This is a genomic window from Marinomonas epiphytica (assembly GCF_054780655.1).
In genome coordinates, this window is sequence record NZ_BAAGVX010000038.1 from 166,089 (window position 1) to 182,411 (window position 16,323).

Below are 16,323 nucleotides of genomic sequence, written 5' to 3' on the forward strand. Positions count from 1 at the left end.
AAATAGGAGAAAGTATGTTTCAAGCTCTATTGATTAATCAAAATGATCAAGGCAAGCAGGAAGTAAGACTGGCGCAGGTCAATGACAATCAGCTACCGGAAGGCGAAGTCTTAGTGGAAGTTTCTTACAGTACATTAAATTATAAAGATGCCCTTGCTATAACTGGCAAAGGTAGAATTGTCCGATCTTATCCAATGGTGCCCGGGATTGACTTGGTTGGACAAGTGATAAGTTCTCAAGATGCTCGCTTTAAAGAGAGTGACTGGGTTCTACTCAATGGCTTTGGTGTCGGTGAAGGTCATTGGGGTGGACTTGCTCAAAAGGCCCAACTAAAAGGAGACTGGTTAATCCCCTTACCAGAGGGCATGCCCGCAAAACATACAATGGCAATTGGAACGGCAGGTTATACCGCTATGTTGTCGGTATTGGCTTTGGAAAAACATGGTGTACTACCAAGCGATGGAGAAATCTTAGTGACAGGAGCAAATGGTGGAGTGGGAAGCTTTGCCATTAGCATACTTAAACGTCTTGGTTACCAAGTGGTTGCATCTACGGGGCGCGTAGAGCAAACCGCTTACCTTAAATCTTTAGGGGCTGTCGAAGTTATTGACCGACAGCTTTTGTCAGAACCTGGTAAACCTTTGCAAAAAGAACGTTGGGCAGGGGTGATTGATTGTGTAGGCAGTCATACACTAGCAAATGCCTGTGCAGCCACACGCTATGGCGGTATTGTTACGGCTTGCGGTCTTGCACAAGGGATGGACTTTCCAAGTACAGTGGCGCCTTTTATCTTACGTGGTGTGCAATTAGTGGGAATAGACAGTGTCATGCGCCCATTAAGTGATCGCCAAGTTGCATGGGATAGGCTTACTGATCTATTTAAAGATGAAGATTTTACTGAAATAACAGAAGAAATTGATCTGTCTTCTGTTGAGCAAAAGGCCCATGATTTATTGGCAGGTAAAGTGCGCGGCCGCTTAATTGTGAAGTGCTAAAGCCATTAATAGATAAATTGCTTGTTATTGAGCTCACTGTAACCTGTGAGCTCAATAAGCACTATTAGCTTAATAAGCTCTATTTACCAATACAGAAAGATCCAAAGATACGACCCAGTAGGTCATCACTGGTGAAAGCCCCTGTAATTTCACTAAGAGCTTGTTGTGCTTCTTTTAGGTCTTCTGCTAACAGCTCCCCTGCACCATAGCCTTGAAGCTGCTCTGAGCCTGCTACTAAGAAGTGATTTGCTTTATTAAGTGCTTCAATATGACGGCGGCGAGCAATAAAGCCTCCTTCTGTCGTACTGTCAAACCCCATAACAGACTTAAGATGATCTTTTAACTCGTTCATACCCTCGCCTGTTTTTGCAGACAAAGAGATCACAGGGACTTGGTTAACCATTTCAACGCCTGTGTTTTCTTTGGTGAGGTCAACTTTGTTACGAATTAGAGTTAAGTGTTCGGTACTATCGAGTTGCGACATAAACTCAGGCCAGATTTCATTAGGGTTTTTAGAGTCAATGGATTGGCTGTCGACCATCATGAGAATGCGATCTGCTTTATGGATTTCTTCCCACGCTCTTTGTATACCGATTCGTTCCACTTCATCTGGGCTGTCTCGCAAGCCCGCGGTGTCGATAATGTGCAAAGGCATACCATCTATGTGAATGTGCTCTCTTAATACATCTCGCGTAGTGCCTTCAATACTCGTCACTATGGCGGAATCTTTGCCTGATAAAGCGTTTAGTAGACTGGATTTACCGGCATTTGGTCGACCAGCAATAACCACATTCATCCCTTCTCTGAGCAAAGCACCTTGGTTGGCTTCTTTTAACACTGCTTTTAATTTCGCTTGGATACCTTCTAAGTCTGCAGCGACTTTACCATCGCCGATGAAGTCGATTTCTTCCTCTGGAAAGTCGATGGCTGCTTCAACATAGATGCGTAAGTGAATTAAAGCTTCTACCAGCTCATCTACTTTTTGAGAGAAAGCACCCTGTAATGACCTTAAGGCGCATTTAGCTGCTTGTTCAGAACTACTGTCTATAAGGTCTGCAATGGCTTCGGCTTGAGTCAGGTCCATTTTATCGTTTAGAAAAGCACGTTCTGAAAATTCGCCAGGGCGTGCCAAACGAGCCCCTAAAGCAAGGCAATGAGTTAGCAGCATGTCCATAATCACAGGGCCACCGTGACCTTGTAATTCAAATACGTCCTCACCTGTGAAAGAGTTAGGGCCTGGAAAGTACAGTGCTAATCCCATGTCGAGTTGCTCACCTTGAGCGTCTTTAAAAGGCACATAGTGGGCATATCTTGGTTTGGGGTCGAATCCGACAATTTGTTTGGCAATGGCAAGACTTTTTGGTCCGGATAAACGAATAATTCCAACGCCACCTCGGCCTGGAGCCGTGGCCTGAGCTGCAATCGTATCTTGGTCTGTGAGGTGTTGAAATTCAGTCATAAAGTCACTTTTAAAGAGGTCAGATAAGTTGTTATTGTCGGTCAGTCTTATTTGAATGGCAATTCTTGGCATAAAAAAGGCTTCCTACTGGAAGCCTTTTAAACCATTTATTATCGATGGCTAAATTACTTAGCTTCTTTCTCTATGCGCTTAGTAATAATGTACTGCTGGATGATAGACAAGGTGTTGTTACATACCCAGTACAGAACCAAACCACTTGGGAACCACAAGAAGAAGAAGGTAAATGCAATTGGCATAATCTTCATAATGCGTGCTTGCATTGGATCTGGTGGTGTTGGGTTAAGTAGTTGCTGAACAAACATACTCACACCCATTAAGATCGGCAATACAAAGTATGGGTCCATTGCTGATAAGTCATCTATCCATAAGAAAAATGGAGCATGACGAAGTTCAACCGATTCCATTAATACCCAGTATAGAGAAAGGAACACAGGCATTTGTACAAGAATAGGTAAACAACCCCCTAATGGGTTAATTTTCTCTTTCTTATAAAGTGCCATCATAGCTTGAGACATTTGCTGGCGGTCATCACCATGCTGTTCTCTCAGTTTCGCTATTTCAGGACCAAACTTACGCATTTTTGCCATTGAACGATAGCTGGTGGCTGAAAGCTTGAAGAAAATGGCTTTCACGACCACTACGATCAAGATAATGGCAACACCCCAGTTAATCACGACAGATTGAATAGCAGTTAGAAGCCAAAACAGAGGTTTCGCTAACCACCATAACCAACCGTAATCTACTGTTAGATCAAGGTTAGCGGCTGTTTCTTCTAAGTGATCTTGAAGTTTAGGACCTACGTAGAAAGTGCTGCTTAGAGTGCCTTGCTGGCCCGCTGCAATTTCAACGGCAGAGCCTGTAAAGCCTATGATGTTGAAGTCGTTATTAGTGCGAGCAAATAGCGTTACTTTTTGTCCTTGCTCAGGAATCCAAGCAGAAACAAAGTAATGTTGTAGTAATGCAACCCAGCCTTGAGTACTAGAAACACTTACAGGCTCTTCTGCCATATCAGAGAAAGAGACTTTTTTGTACTTGTTCTCTTCATCAGAGATAGCGCCACCTAGATAAGGCTGTAGCCCCATGCCAGTTGCTTGGCTTGGGTCGTCTGTGTTGTCACGCTTAATTTGCGCAAATAAGTTACCGCGCCATGTTTCTGCTGAAGCATTATCAACAGTAATTAATTGGCGAACACGGTATTTTCCTTTTAAGAAACGGAATGTCTTAGTGTATTTCACGCCATTTGCGTCAGTGAAATACAAATTTACATCCAGTGAGTCAGCCCCTTCTTGCAATTGGTAAGAAGAGCTTTCTGACTGATAAACAGGACGACCATCTTTTGATGCGTCTGGACCGTTTCTACCAACAAGGCCACTTTGCGTTACATAGGTACGCTCTGTGCCATTTTCTAAAATGACAAATTGATCCGGTTGGCCAAGCTCTTTCTTATAGTCAAGAAGTGCTGCTTGTACTAAATCACCACCCACAGGGTTAATGGCAACTTTTAATGTATCGGTAGTAACTTCAATCAGTTTTCCAGGTGCGATTTGGGTCGCATTTTGTGGAATATCACCGTTTGCTTCGGTAGAGCTACTTGCAATACCCTGAGGCAAATCAGTGCTTGATTGAGAAGTTAATTCGGTTTGAGAGTTTTGCGCTACGCTTTGTTGTGTGGACGACTGAGGACCATAATCTTGGTTCCACTGTAAAAACAGTAAGTAGCCACTGATAAAAAGCGCACCCCATAGTAAGTAACGTCTGAAATCCATGCTATTCAACTAATTTTGATTGGTTAGACAATAGGTTTAGTAACCCAATTTTAAAAATCACGCGCTATTAAACCAGCCTTTAGCAGTTTTTTCAGCCTATTTCTGCTTCGAGTGCTCGCGTTTTTTCTTAAATGATGGGTTTGAGGCTTTTTTTACAAGCTGAGCCCAGGCTTTTTCTAGGCGTTTATGCAAATTTTCGTTGTCCACCTCTTTTATGCCTTGGCGAGATAAGAACACAATGTCTAAACCTGCTAAAGGTGTTTGGTGGTGACGAAAGGACTCACGAACGACACGTTTGATGCGATTACGGCCGACCGCACGTTTATCGGTTTTTTTAGACACAATAAGGCCTAACCGAGCTTGATCATCGTTGCGTTTATGAACTAGTAGGAGAAACTCGCCTGCGAAGACTTTGCAGGAAGTTTGATTAAAAACGGATTGATAATCCCCGGCATTCAGGAGTCTGACATGCCGGGGAAAACAATGATCGGTCATTAGCGTTTTTATGCGCTTAGTGCCTTACGACCACGAGCACGGCGACGAGCAATAATCTGACGGCCGCTTTTAGTTGCCATGCGAGCACGGAAACCGTGGTTACGTTTGCGTTTCAATACGCTAGGTTGGAAAGTTCTTTTCATTTCTCTTCTCTCACTGAAGCAGTGTTTCAGTTTTCGAGGGTTAGCGTCCGCCAAGCCTCAACATTTGATTGTCAAATCAGGGCGCAAATTTTAGAGGGTTTTCTTAGTTAATTCAATGCTTAAGGAGCATGTTTAATAAAAAAATAGTCTCCACATGTGCTTATAAAAATATACACAGACTTTTCTTTGTTAGTGGATAAAAAATTAGAGAAAATAGGAAAAGATATCCACAAAAAGGTCTGTGTTTAAAATATGTTTATAAAAACCAATGGGTTATGTTTTATTTTTATTGAGGATAACTCACAGAATACATTTTTATTATTATGTTAATAACTGACATTTTTATGCACAATGAAAGTGTTTTATCTACTGCTGTGTATAAAAAGATTTGTTATCAACATTGCTTTAGTGAGAAGGTTATTTTCGCTGACAGTCATTTATTTGTGGATAACTTTTTCCCCACAAGGTAAAATCCGTTTCTTGTCTGTCACTCAACTAGGGAGTAGATCTAAGTGTCTTTGGAGCATTGGGAGCTTTGCCTGCAACGATTGCAGGATGAATTTTCCACATCGCAGTTCAACACATGGATTCGACCATTGACGGCACAAATGCTGCCAAGTGGGGAGTTGTGTTTGAGTGCACCTAATCGTTTTGTTTTAGATTGGGTCAGCAATAAATACCAAACACGTATCAAAGAGTTGCTGACTGAGTTCGCAGGAAATGACCCTGCCGTTACGCTCAAACTGGAAGTGAAAGCCGCTGGCTTTACTGCACAAGCCTCGCCCCCTCCTCCGCCAATTCAACCGGACCCCGTGGTAGCCCCTTTAAATAATGAAGTGGTGAATGAATCAGGCTATCGTCCAGCCTTTGGCTTAATGGATGACGAAGCAGGTCAGCATTCAGAGTTGGAATTTGAAGCGCCTTTAACCTTATCTGATAGTGCCTTAAAAGCAGACCTCGAGCCTTACGAGCAAGGTCAGTTACCTTTAACGCCACCTAATCGGAAGGTTCAAGTAGAAGGTGGTATCAACCACGGTGCGAATCTTAATAATTCATTCACTTTTGATAACTTTATCGAAGGTAAGTCCAACCAGTTAGCCCATGCAGCAGCGAAGCAAGTAGCAGAAAATCCTGGTGGTGCGTACAACCCTCTGTTTATTTACGGTGGTGTGGGTCTAGGTAAAACTCACTTAATGCAAGCGGTTGGTACCGAACTTATGCGCCATAACCCCAATGCTAAAGTGGTTTACCTACATTCAGAACGCTTTGTGGCAGATATGGTTAAGGCGTTGCAATTAAATGCGATCAACGACTTTAAGCGCTATTACCGCTCTGTAGACGCACTATTAATAGACGATATTCAATTCTTTGCGGGAAAAGACCGTACTCAAGAAGAGTTCTTCCACACCTTTAATGCGTTATTGGAAGGCGGTCAGCAAATGATTTTGACGTGTGACCGTTACCCGAAAGAAATACAGGGCCTCGAAGACAGATTGAAATCACGTTTTGGATGGGGCCTAACGGTTGCCATTGAGCCGCCTGAATTGGAAACTCGTGTTGCTATCTTAATGCGTAAAGGAGAAGAAAGTGGTATTAAGCTATCGTATGACTCCGCTTTCTTTATTGCCCAAAAAATTCGTTCCAATGTTCGTGAATTAGAAGGCGCATTAAAGCGCGTTATTGCCAATTCGCATTTTACTGGGCGGGCAATCACCCCCGATTTTGTTAGAGAGTCATTAAAAGATCTTTTGGCCTTGCAAGATAAGCTGGTGAACATTGATAATATCCAACGAATTGTCGCGGAATACTACAAGATTAAGATTAGCGACCTGCTATCGAAACGTCGTAGCCGTTCTGTTGCTCGTCCTCGCCAAGTTGCTATGTCGTTGGCGAAAGAGCTAACCAACCATAGCTTGCCAGAAATTGGTGATGCTTTTGGTGGCCGTGATCATACGACCGCACTGCATGCGATTAGAAAGATCAAAGAATTACAAGATTTGGATTCTGATATCCGAGAAGATTACAAACAATTAATGAGAATCCTGACCACCTGATGGTCGAAGATTTTAGTTTACGAGGGAAATAATGAAATTTTCAGTCGTCCGCGAGACACTTCTTAAGCCGCTACAGTTAGTAGCAGGGGTTGTTGAACGTAAACAAACCATGCCGGTTTTAGCGAATGTTTTGGTAGAAGTAAAAGACCAAACATTAACCCTAACGGGTTCTGACCTTGAAGTTGAGTTGGTTGGTAATGTGGCTCTTGATGAGTGCGAAGAAGGTCGAATTACAGTGCCTGCTCGTAAATTAATGGATATCTGTAAGAGCTTACCAGATAGCGCCGTCATCGAATTTGCTCTAGATGACCAAAAGGCCATTATTCGCTCTGGCCGATCTCGCTTTAGTTTGTCTACCTTGCCTGCGGATGAATTTCCAAACATTCAAGATATGCAAGGCGACCTGTCGGTTAGTATTGCTCAAAACAGCGTGCGCCGTTTGATTGACCGAACGGGTTTTGCCATGGCGAACCAAGACGTTCGTTACTACCTGAATGGCATGCTATTTGAAGTGGCAGATGGCCAACTAAGAGTCGTTGCAACGGATGGACACAGATTGGCAACGGCCATTGATGATGCGCAAGTTAGCGGTGATCTGACTCAAGTGATTGTACCTCGTAAAGGTGTTCTAGAACTTAACCGTTTGTTAAGTGATACGGAAGACCTAGTAGAGCTTACTATTGGCGCTAACCACATACGTGCGAAAGTATCTGATTATGTTTTTACATCTAAATTAGTGGACGGCAAATTCCCTGATTACCATAGAGTAATTCCTCGCAATAACGAAAAAGTAGTGGTTGCCGACCGATTAGAGCTAAGACAAGTATTTTTACGTGCGTCGATCCTCTCTAATGAAAAGTATCGTGGAGTACGCCTAATTTTGTCTAATGGCATGCTACAAGTATTTGCTAACAACCCAGAGCAAGAAGAAGCCGAAGAGTCAGTATTGGTTCAATACCAAGGCGATGACTTAGAAGTTGGCTTTAATGTTGGCTATCTATTAGACGTGTTGGGTGTGGTTGATACTCAGGAAGTGCGTTTATCATTGAATGATTCAAACAGCAGTGCCTTAGTAGAAGAGGCTCAAAGTCACTCTGCGCAATACGTTGTGATGCCAATGCGTCTATAACTGTACCCCTTTTGATGCTTAACAGTATTTATAGTAACCTGTTTTTACTATGAAACAGGTTACTATTCTTCCTCTAAGGTTCCTTTTATGCCGCTAGTTCGTTTGGACATTGCCCATGTTCGTAACCTGTCTAGTGTTCGCTTTGAACCCTCCCCTCAAGTCAATCTGATCATTGGTGAAAATGGCAGTGGGAAAACTTCCATTCTTGAAGCCATTTATTTATTGTCTTTTGGGCGTTCTTTCCGCAGTCATAAGCATAAAACCTATATCCAGCACGATACGCCTCATTGCTTAGTGTTTGCACAACTTAAGCAAGATAATGAGCAAGTGGTTCCGGTAGGCTTACAAAGACATCGAGATGGCCAGGTTGATGTTCGTATTCAAGGACAACGTGCCCAGTCAGCTATTGAGCTTGCAGAGCGCCTTCCTGTGCAGCTTATTAACCCAGATGCATTCCGTTTATTAGAGGGCTCTCCTAGTATTCGCCGGCAATTTATCGACTGGGGAGTTTTTCATTTTGACGAGAGTTTTATAAACGCGTGGCGAGGCTGGCAAAAAGCATTAAAACAAAGGAATACCTTACTCAGACGTGGTAAAATATCTGCCAGTTTACTATCGGCATTCGATCAAGAATTGATTCGCCTAGGTGAACAGGTCAATTTTGCTCGAAAAGCCTATGTAGATAATTTAACACCTTATTTTACCAAGGTATTATCTGAACTTTCTGGCGAACTAGAAGTAAAATTGCAGTTTTACCAAGGCTGGGACAGTCAAAAAACGCTTGCCCAAATGGTGGAGTCTGGACGGGACCGAGACATTGAGCTTGGTTATACCCATGGAGGCCCTCAGCGAGCGGACTTAAAAGTAAAGACCCCAGTGGGTGATGCTCTTGACTCCTTATCCCGGGGGCAACAAAAGCTGGTTGTTTCGGCGCTTAAAATTGCGCAGGGTCAATTACTAATGTCGACAGGTCGTCCTCTGGTATTTCTAGTGGATGATTTACCCGCTGAATTAGACACCAAGCACAGGCAAAAGCTTTGTCATTTGCTGGAGTCTTTAAACAGCCAAATTTTTATTACCAGTGTGGGTCCCGATTCAGGGGATTTTGATTGGGCCGACACAACTGACGTTCGCCAGTTTTTAATGAATAACGGCGAACTGTCCTTATTGAGCAAAGGTTTGCAGGAGAGTTAAATGAGTGAAAATAATTACGATTCGTCCAGTATCAAGGTGCTCAAAGGGCTAGATGCCGTTCGTAAACGTCCTGGTATGTACATTGGTGATACCGATGACGGCACAGGCTTACACCATATGGTTTTCGAAGTGGTAGATAACTCCATTGACGAAGCATTAGCTGGACACTGTGACACAATCACTGTACTTATTCACCCCGATGAGTCAATTTCTGTGTCCGATAATGGCCGTGGTATTCCTGTTGACATGCATGAAGAAGAAGGCGTGTCAGCGGCCGAAGTAATTATGACAGTACTTCACGCAGGTGGTAAGTTCGACGACAATTCTTATAAAGTCTCTGGTGGTCTTCATGGCGTAGGGGTATCGGTAGTAAACGCTCTGTCTGAAGAGCTCACTCTGACGATTCGTAAGAACGGTAAAATCTATGAGCAAGGTTATGTTCATGGTGTACCTCAGGCGCCTTTAGCCATTGTGGGCGATACCGATGGTGCAGGTACAACCGTACACTTTAAACCTTCTGCAGAAACTTTTAGCAACATTGTCTTCATTTACGACATTCTTGCTAAGCGCTTGCGTGAGTTGTCTTTCTTGAACTCAGGCGTGGCTATTTTGTTAAAAGATGAGCGCTCAGGAAAAGAAGAATTTTTTAATTATGAGGGTGGCTTGCGTTCTTTTGTAGAGCACTTGAATACCAACAAAACTCCGATCAATGACATTTTCCACTTTATTTGCCAGCGTGATGATCTAGAAGACGGTATCGCGGTAGAAGTGGCATTACAGTGGAATGAAGGCTTCCAAGAGAACATTTACTGTTACACCAATAATATTCCTCAACGAGATGGTGGAACACACTTAGCGGGTTTCCGCGGTGCCTTGACTCGTACCCTAAACAATTTCATTGAAAGTGAAGGTTTGGCTAAGAAGCAAAAAGTAGCCACAACAGGTGATGACAGCCGTGAAGGTCTAACGGCCATTGTGTCTGTGAAAGTGCCTGATCCTAAATTCTCTTCGCAAACCAAAGACAAACTGGTGTCTTCTGAAGTAAAAACGGCCGTTGAGCAAGAAATGGCAAAACGCTTTGCGGAATACCTGCTAGAAAAACCAAACGAAGCAAAAATCATCGTTAACAAAATGATCGATGCCGCCCGTGCTCGTGAAGCAGCTCGTCGTGCTCGTGATATGACTCGTCGTAAAGGCGCGTTGGACATTGCAGGCTTACCGGGTAAATTGGCTGACTGTCAGGAAAAAGACCCAGCGCTTTCTGAAATTTACCTAGTGGAGGGTGATTCCGCTGGTGGTTCTGCTAAGCAAGGTCGTGATCGTCGTACACAAGCGATATTGCCGCTTAAAGGTAAAATCTTAAACGTTGAGAAAGCACGCTTTGATAAGATGTTGTCTTCTGCTGAAGTTGGCACTCTGATCACCGCATTAGGTTGTGGTATTGGCCGTGACGAATTTAACGTCGAAAAGCTGCGGTACCACAGTATTGTAATCATGACCGATGCCGACGTGGATGGATCTCACATTCGTACCCTGCTGTTGACCTTCTTCTTCCGTCAAATGCCTGAAATTATCGAGCGTGGTCATATCTTCATTGCACAACCACCACTGTTTAAGATTAAACGTGGCAAGCAAGAGCAATACATCAAAGACGAAGCCGCATTGGATCAACACTTAATTGAAGTGGCATTAGACGGTGCGGGGTTATACGTAAACTCTGAAGCACCGGGCATTCAGGGTGAAGGCCTTGCTAAGTTGATTCGTGATTACATTCATATTGAAGAAGACATTGATCGTTTGTCTCGTGTGTACCCTAAAGATGTAATGTCTAAACTTCTGTACTGCAAAGAGTTGACTCAAGAACAACTGACTTCAGAAGAAACCGTTGCCAACTGGGTGGAATCATTACGCGCTTTAATGCCACAAGATGCACGTACAGGCTTCCGTTTTGACTTTAATGTTGAAAAAGACGAAGAGCGTGGCGTGTTCTTACCTGTTGTGGACATTATGTCGCACGGTGTTTCTAACCGTTACCGCTTTGAATCGACCTTCTTTAGTTCGCCTGAGTACAAGCGCATGGTGGCTATGTCTGGCACGGTGGAAGAACTGTTCTCTGAAGAGTCCTTTATTCAACGTGGAGAGCGTCGTCAGCCAGTGCTTAACATTGAAGAAACCAAAGCATGGCTAATGAAAGAAGCGTCACGAGGTATGTCTATCCAGCGCTACAAAGGACTGGGTGAGATGAACCCAGAGCAACTTTGGGAAACCACAATGGATCCAGATGCTCGTCGTATGCTTCGCGTTACCATCGACGATGCCGTTGCCGCTGACCAAATGTTCACCACTCTAATGGGTGACGAAGTGGAACCACGTCGTAACTTCATCCAAGACAACGCCTTAACAGTTGCCAACCTAGACGTTTAAGTACAGCCTACGGTTGAATTAAAAAAGCGCTTAGAGTGAAAGTTCTAAGCGCTTTTTTTTGTAGTTTCAATGGGGATAATCAAACAGTTTTTTCATTGACGACGAAAATGAAACGTAATATATTTAGGGTTATAGCACCCGTGGCCACGCTTTACTTGTTTTTAACAGTTCTGCCTAACCCACGGGTTTTTTGTTTTTAATGATTGGAGACTCTTGTATGGACCTTAGAGTTTTAGTTGATGGATCATTTTACTTAAATCGCCTTCTATTCTTTAAGCGTAAATATTACCCTTCCACTCCCGACTTAACACCAGAGCAAATAATACAAGCGTTAAACAGCGTAATCCGGAAACATTTAAATGGAGGCCGTGATACATACTAACACCTTTATCGAGTTTTTTACTATGACGCCCCACCACTAGACATAAAGGCACACTACCCTTTACCACTAGCTGGTGAAACGAATAGTCGCTCAATAGATTTTTCGCAAAAAGCCTCAACAATACAACGCAAAAAAATTTTAGAAGAACTAAAAAAGCAAAGAAAATACGCTCTTCGCTTGGGACATATAAAGCATGACAAACAATGGAAGCTAACTGATCACGCTCTTAATAAATTAATTAAAAAAGAAATTGTTTTCGATGATTTAACAAATGATGATTTCTACTATAGTTCAAGACAAAAAGGAGTTGATATCAAGTTAGGAATCGATATATCAACATTAGCTCAAAATAAGCTGATTGATAAGATTATTCTTATTGCGGGAGATAGTGATTTTGTTCCAGCTGCTAAACTTGCCCGAGTAAATGGTATTGATTTTGTTTTAGATGCATTGAGAAATAATATTGACCCGACTCTTCATGAACATATCGATGGCTTAATTTCATATGATCTCGTTGCTATTATTAAAGATATTCTGAGTCAAGAACCTGAGGTCAAGCCTTCATGGTGGGAAACAGGGTCAAATCCACAAAAGCGGAAAGTTTATCGTAGATAGCAGTCTGTATATATTCGATAGAAGCTTCCATGCGGGAATCGACCTATACTTATTTTTATGTGCGGCCGTTGTTTTCCATGTTCTTAGAGCTCAACGATTCTCTAAGTATTTAAACGTGTCTACTAAAGTGTCGTGTGGTGTTTTAGGTTTGTAGCCGAGTTCTTTTCTAGCTTTTGAGATGTCGTATTCTTGTTTTACGTTGAAGAACATGGTGACTTGGCTGGCGATCAGTTCAGCGGGTTTACCTGTGATTTTTGCGCTTAATCCCAATACTCCCGATAATACGTACAACAACCACTTCGGAAAAACAGGTGGTGTTTTGACTTTTAAGCCAATGGATTTTGCGGCTGTTAGAATTTCTTCTAAAGAAGACGAATGATCGTTGGCGAGAATGTAGCGTTCACCAGATGTGCCCTTTTCGATCGCGGCAATCATGCCTTTTGCCACGTCACTAGGATCAACGAAGTTAAAAAAGAAGCTTGGGTTCATCGCCAGTTTGTTGGTACGGATATTATCAATAAATTGCATGGTATCAGTTAAACGGCCGATATTTGGGCCAACCATTGCAGAAGGTAATGCAGCGACCATCCATAAGTTGTATTGCTTCGCTAATTGCCATGCTCTTTTTTCAGACTCTATTTTAGAGCGGTAATAAGGATTAGACCGATCTTGGTTCCAACTATCTTCTGTTAAAGGTGTACCATCATGTCCGACAGCCGCTACAGAGCTCACATAAACGACTTTCTTTACTTTGGCTTTTGCAGCAGCGGCGAGCACAATTTCTGTACCTCGAATATTTGCCTGAACAATTTCTGTTTCTGGGTCTTTCGCCCAATGTTTAAACACCGCGGCAACATGATAAAGCACATCCACACCGATTAAGGCCTTTTCCATGGACGCTTGATCGAGCATGTCGGCTTCAACGAGTTGACAGTCTAAACCAGATAGGATGACTGCATTTTTGCTGTCTCGTACGCCTGCACGAACTGTGTTGCCCTTTTTAAGAAGTTCTCGCACGAGATTGTTGCCTAAGTGGCCGTTTGCGCCTGTGACTAAGCTGATGTTTGTCATTTCATTTATCCTGTTAAAGTAATCGATAAATGAAAGGATAAACCCGCCCCCAAAGGGGCGAGTCAACCTAGGTTTCAATATATTTCTTTGGAATGATGGGGTTTTAATTTAAGTGTTTGAGAAGACTTTTTGCAGTTCGGTTTGGAGAGATTTTAGTCCCTTATCTTTTGCTTTTAAGGCTTGTTGTTCCGCCTTTATTTGCGCCCTTTTTGTATTAATTAAGTCATTGGCGAGGTCGAGAGGAAAGCTCTGTTGTGCTTCTTTAGCAAGGATGAGAGGCGTTAACTCTGCGAGTTTTATTCCTAAGCTCTGAGCGCGTTTTATAAGAGAGATGACGACAATATGGTTTTGATCGTAAACTCGATAGCTTCCAGATCGTTTAACATGGCGTAGCAATCCGATTTCCTCATAGTGAAGAATGGCTTTTCTTGACGCGCCCGTTAATGTGGTTACCTTGCCTATATACATACTCGATCACCTCAAATACAGATATCTCAATGGTATAGATAGGTATTTATTAACTCAAGACTTCAGATTATTCATATTAACTTTAACCCTTTTTATCAGTAATGAAACTGGGAGCCGCTATTGAAAAGCTAGTGGCTAATATTTCTACGATTCCTAAGAAGGATAAGAACGAAATAAGCACCACCAATGATGGCTACCATAGTACCGGCGGCCAGTTGGTTTGGGTAAATGAGAGTTTGCCCGAGCCAATCGGAAAACTGCAATAAACTGGCGCCAAGTACAGCAGAGAGTATGAGTTGTGGTAGTACTTGACGAGCCCCCAATAAGCTGGCGAGGTGGGGGGCCACAATACTAATGAATACAATTGGCCCTAGCAATGCGGTTACCGTGGCGCAAAGCGCTGCGGCTAACATGAGCATTAGAATAAAAGTAGGTTGTACAGCAATGCCTCTCGCTGCCGCCGTCATTTTTCCTAATGACATAAGGGTAATCACCTTATGCAAGCTGATGGTTAAGCCGATTAGCATAATGCTGATAACAAAGAGCAGAATGGCTTGGGGTGAGGTGACCCGATAAGTAGAGCCGGCAAGCCAGCGCAAAATGTCATAAACCTCTTCTGTACCTCTCATTAGGCTAAACTGAACAAGTGTTTCTATTAAAGCCGATAATGCGACGCCCGTAAGTATCATGGGGCCTGGTGCAAAGCGGAATTGTCGCCCTAGCAGTAATAGTGCTGCTAACGCCAACATACTGCCAACAAAAGCAATGAGAGGCCCTAATTGCCCCATTCGAATGCCAAAATAAGCACTAAAGCTGACCATTGCCAGAACGGCTCCCGCGGATAAACCGAGTAAATCTGGGCTTGCTAATGGGTTATGAATGAGCCTTTGCATTATAACGCCAGACACCGCCATTGCAGCACCTGCAGATAAAGCAGCAATTAGCCTTGGCCATTTTAACTCCCAGCTAAAGGAATCGGGCAGTTGAAATAACAGCTGGTTGTTCTCAAAGTGCGAAAATACTCCCAAGCCTATTCCTATTAGGCAAACAAGGAAAACCGCGCTTAGATTGTACTTGTTAAGTGTCGTTTGGCTGCTTATGGCTTGAAAACTGCTGATCTGCTGGTGGTTTTTCTGACGTAGAATGAGCCAAATAAGCAAAGGTGCGCCAATTAAAGCAGTAGCAAGTCCAGTGGGTACAATATCAAAACTGACTAAGCTGATGATAATAGTCAGGTTGTCTGCCATTACAAGCATTAACGCGCCTAGCAGCGCGGACCAATACAGCTCGCTACTCGCTGTGCGAGCACCAATAAGCCGAGCCAGGTTGGGAGCTACTAGGCCTAAAAAGCCAATTACACCCACCATGGTAATACTGGCAGATAGCATCCATAGGCCGAAAACCATCAGAGTCATAAATAAGGCAGTAACGTTTAATCCTCTTGCCTTGGCACCACTTTGACCCAAGCGTAATAGGGAGAGAGGTTTGCCGGCAAAAGCAAGAATGACTACGCCAATCAAACAATGGGGCCAAAGCCAGTGGAATTTTTCCCAACCATTCTGGCTTAAGTCCCCTGCTCCCCAAATAAATAAATTTTGAGCGTATTCTTCATTGAGCAGAATTAATGCTGTAGTAATGGCGCCAAATAACAAATTGACAGCCATACCTGATAGTACGATTGATAAGCCAGTGAGTTGTCGGATACCGCAGATTAATATGACTAGGCTGAGTGCTAATAACGAACCTAACATGGCAGCGATAGCCTGATAATGGGCTTGGCCTTGGGGCCAAAAAATAGCTAAGCAAATCAGACCAAGCCAAGCACCACTAGATGTTCCAAGGGTGGTTGGTGACAATAATGGGTTGCGGGTTAACTGTTGAATAACACTACCAACGAGCCCCATGACACAGCCCACTAGGATAGCCATAGCCAATCTAGGTAGGCGAGAAAAAGCCCAGTCTACTTGCTCAAAATCATGACCGATATTGCCTTGTAACAGAGCCCACTGGCTTGCCAAACTAAGGCTTGTATCCCATTGCAAAAAGCTGATAGAAAAGACAAATAGAGCCAAAATAGCGGCCCATTGCCATTTACTCATAACCTTGA

13 protein-coding genes are annotated in these 16,323 nt (G+C 43.2%); 6 read left to right on the forward strand and 7 right to left on the reverse strand.

Translation table 11 applies throughout. The features are described from left to right. Nucleotides 1–14 precede the first annotated feature (14 nt). Nucleotides 15–995: an acrylyl-CoA reductase (NADPH) gene (gene acuI / locus ACYVGZ_RS13180; RefSeq protein WP_460756426.1), complete on the forward strand. Its 981-nt coding sequence runs from the start codon at nt 15–17 to the stop codon at nt 993–995. A gap of 79 nt (nt 996–1,074) precedes the next feature. Here acuI and mnmE read toward each other — a convergent pair whose 3' ends face one another. From mnmE to rpmH, 4 genes are all read right to left on the reverse strand, one after another. Then, nucleotides 1,075–2,454, reverse strand: a complete 1,380-nt coding sequence (gene mnmE, locus ACYVGZ_RS13185) for a tRNA uridine-5-carboxymethylaminomethyl(34) synthesis GTPase MnmE (RefSeq protein WP_460757064.1) — start codon at nt 2,452–2,454, stop codon at nt 1,075–1,077. Nucleotides 2,455–2,579: 125 nt separating this feature from the next. After that, a complete protein-coding gene (yidC, locus tag ACYVGZ_RS13190; RefSeq protein ID WP_460756428.1) occupies nt 2,580–4,241 on the reverse strand; it encodes a membrane protein insertase YidC in 1,662 nt (553 codons plus the stop codon). Between the two features lie 96 nt (nt 4,242–4,337). Next, nucleotides 4,338–4,736 carry a ribonuclease P protein component gene (gene rnpA / locus ACYVGZ_RS13195; RefSeq protein ID WP_460756430.1) on the reverse strand — a complete coding sequence of 133 codons (399 nt, stop codon included), beginning with the start codon at nt 4,734–4,736 and terminating at the stop codon, nt 4,338–4,340. Between the two features lie 8 nt (nt 4,737–4,744). Further along, nucleotides 4,745–4,879 carry a 50S ribosomal protein L34 gene (gene rpmH / locus ACYVGZ_RS13200; protein WP_460756433.1) on the reverse strand — a complete coding sequence of 45 codons (135 nt, stop codon included), beginning with the start codon at nt 4,877–4,879 and terminating at the stop codon, nt 4,745–4,747. A gap of 512 nt (nt 4,880–5,391) precedes the next feature. On the opposite strand from rpmH, the gene dnaA reads away from it, so the two are divergent. From dnaA to ACYVGZ_RS13225, 5 genes are all read left to right on the forward strand, one after another. After that, the gene (gene dnaA / locus ACYVGZ_RS13205; RefSeq protein WP_460756436.1) at nt 5,392–6,933 is read left to right on the forward strand and encodes a chromosomal replication initiator protein DnaA; all 1,542 of its coding nucleotides are present in this window, start codon (nt 5,392–5,394) and stop codon (nt 6,931–6,933) included. 31 nt (nt 6,934–6,964) lie between these two features. Next, nucleotides 6,965–8,062 (forward strand): DNA polymerase III subunit beta, encoded by a 1,098-nt coding sequence (gene dnaN, locus ACYVGZ_RS13210; RefSeq protein ID WP_460756439.1) that lies wholly within the window; start codon nt 6,965–6,967, stop codon nt 8,060–8,062. 87 nt (nt 8,063–8,149) lie between these two features. Then, entirely contained in the window at nt 8,150–9,256 is a 1,107-nt protein-coding gene (gene recF, locus ACYVGZ_RS13215) for a DNA replication/repair protein RecF (protein WP_460756442.1), read from the forward strand. Further along, nucleotides 9,257–11,680, forward strand: a complete 2,424-nt coding sequence (gyrB, locus tag ACYVGZ_RS13220) for a DNA topoisomerase (ATP-hydrolyzing) subunit B (RefSeq protein ID WP_460756445.1) — start codon at nt 9,257–9,259, stop codon at nt 11,678–11,680. Between the two features lie 502 nt (nt 11,681–12,182). Then, nucleotides 12,183–12,677, forward strand: coding sequence for an NYN domain-containing protein (locus ACYVGZ_RS13225; RefSeq protein ID WP_460757067.1), 495 nt, complete (start codon nt 12,183–12,185; stop codon nt 12,675–12,677). A gap of 90 nt (nt 12,678–12,767) precedes the next feature. Here the strand turns inward: ACYVGZ_RS13225 and ACYVGZ_RS13230 are convergent, their stop codons facing one another. The 3 genes from ACYVGZ_RS13230 to fhuB all read right to left on the reverse strand — a co-directional run bounded on the left by ACYVGZ_RS13230 (nt 12,768) and on the right by fhuB (nt 16,315). Next, nucleotides 12,768–13,748 (reverse strand): NAD-dependent epimerase/dehydratase family protein, encoded by a 981-nt coding sequence (locus tag ACYVGZ_RS13230; RefSeq protein ID WP_460756447.1) that lies wholly within the window; start codon nt 13,746–13,748, stop codon nt 12,768–12,770. A 108-nt stretch (nt 13,749–13,856) separates the two neighbouring features. Then, a complete protein-coding gene (locus ACYVGZ_RS13235; protein WP_460756450.1) occupies nt 13,857–14,216 on the reverse strand; it encodes a MerR family transcriptional regulator in 360 nt (119 codons plus the stop codon). A gap of 128 nt (nt 14,217–14,344) precedes the next feature. Then, complete coding sequence (gene fhuB, locus ACYVGZ_RS13240) at nt 14,345–16,315, reverse strand: Fe(3+)-hydroxamate ABC transporter permease FhuB (protein WP_460756453.1); 1,971 nt, start codon at nt 16,313–16,315, stop codon at nt 14,345–14,347. Nucleotides 16,316–16,323: the final 8 nt, after the last annotated feature.

Bases quoted from the DNA above. Each gene is read 5' to 3' on its own strand.
- acuI (WP_460756426.1), top strand. From the start codon at position 15: ATGTTTCAAGCTCTATTGATTAATCAAAATGATCAAGGCAAGCAGGAA.
- mnmE (WP_460757064.1), bottom strand. From the start codon at position 2,454: ATGACTGAATTTCAACACCTCACAGACCAAGATACGATTGCAGCTCAG.
- yidC (WP_460756428.1), bottom strand. From the start codon at position 4,241: ATGGATTTCAGACGTTACTTACTATGGGGTGCGCTTTTTATCAGTGGC.
- rnpA (WP_460756430.1), bottom strand. From the start codon at position 4,736: ATGACCGATCATTGTTTTCCCCGGCATGTCAGACTCCTGAATGCCGGG.
- rpmH (WP_460756433.1), bottom strand. From the start codon at position 4,879: ATGAAAAGAACTTTCCAACCTAGCGTATTGAAACGCAAACGTAACCAC.
- dnaN (WP_460756439.1), top strand. From the start codon at position 6,965: ATGAAATTTTCAGTCGTCCGCGAGACACTTCTTAAGCCGCTACAGTTA.
- recF (WP_460756442.1), top strand. From the start codon at position 8,150: ATGCCGCTAGTTCGTTTGGACATTGCCCATGTTCGTAACCTGTCTAGT.
- gyrB (WP_460756445.1), top strand. From the start codon at position 9,257: ATGAGTGAAAATAATTACGATTCGTCCAGTATCAAGGTGCTCAAAGGG.
- ACYVGZ_RS13230 (WP_460756447.1), bottom strand. From the start codon at position 13,748: ATGACAAACATCAGCTTAGTCACAGGCGCAAACGGCCACTTAGGCAAC.
- ACYVGZ_RS13235 (WP_460756450.1), bottom strand. From the start codon at position 14,216: ATGTATATAGGCAAGGTAACCACATTAACGGGCGCGTCAAGAAAAGCC.
- fhuB (WP_460756453.1), bottom strand. From the start codon at position 16,315: ATGAGTAAATGGCAATGGGCCGCTATTTTGGCTCTATTTGTCTTTTCT.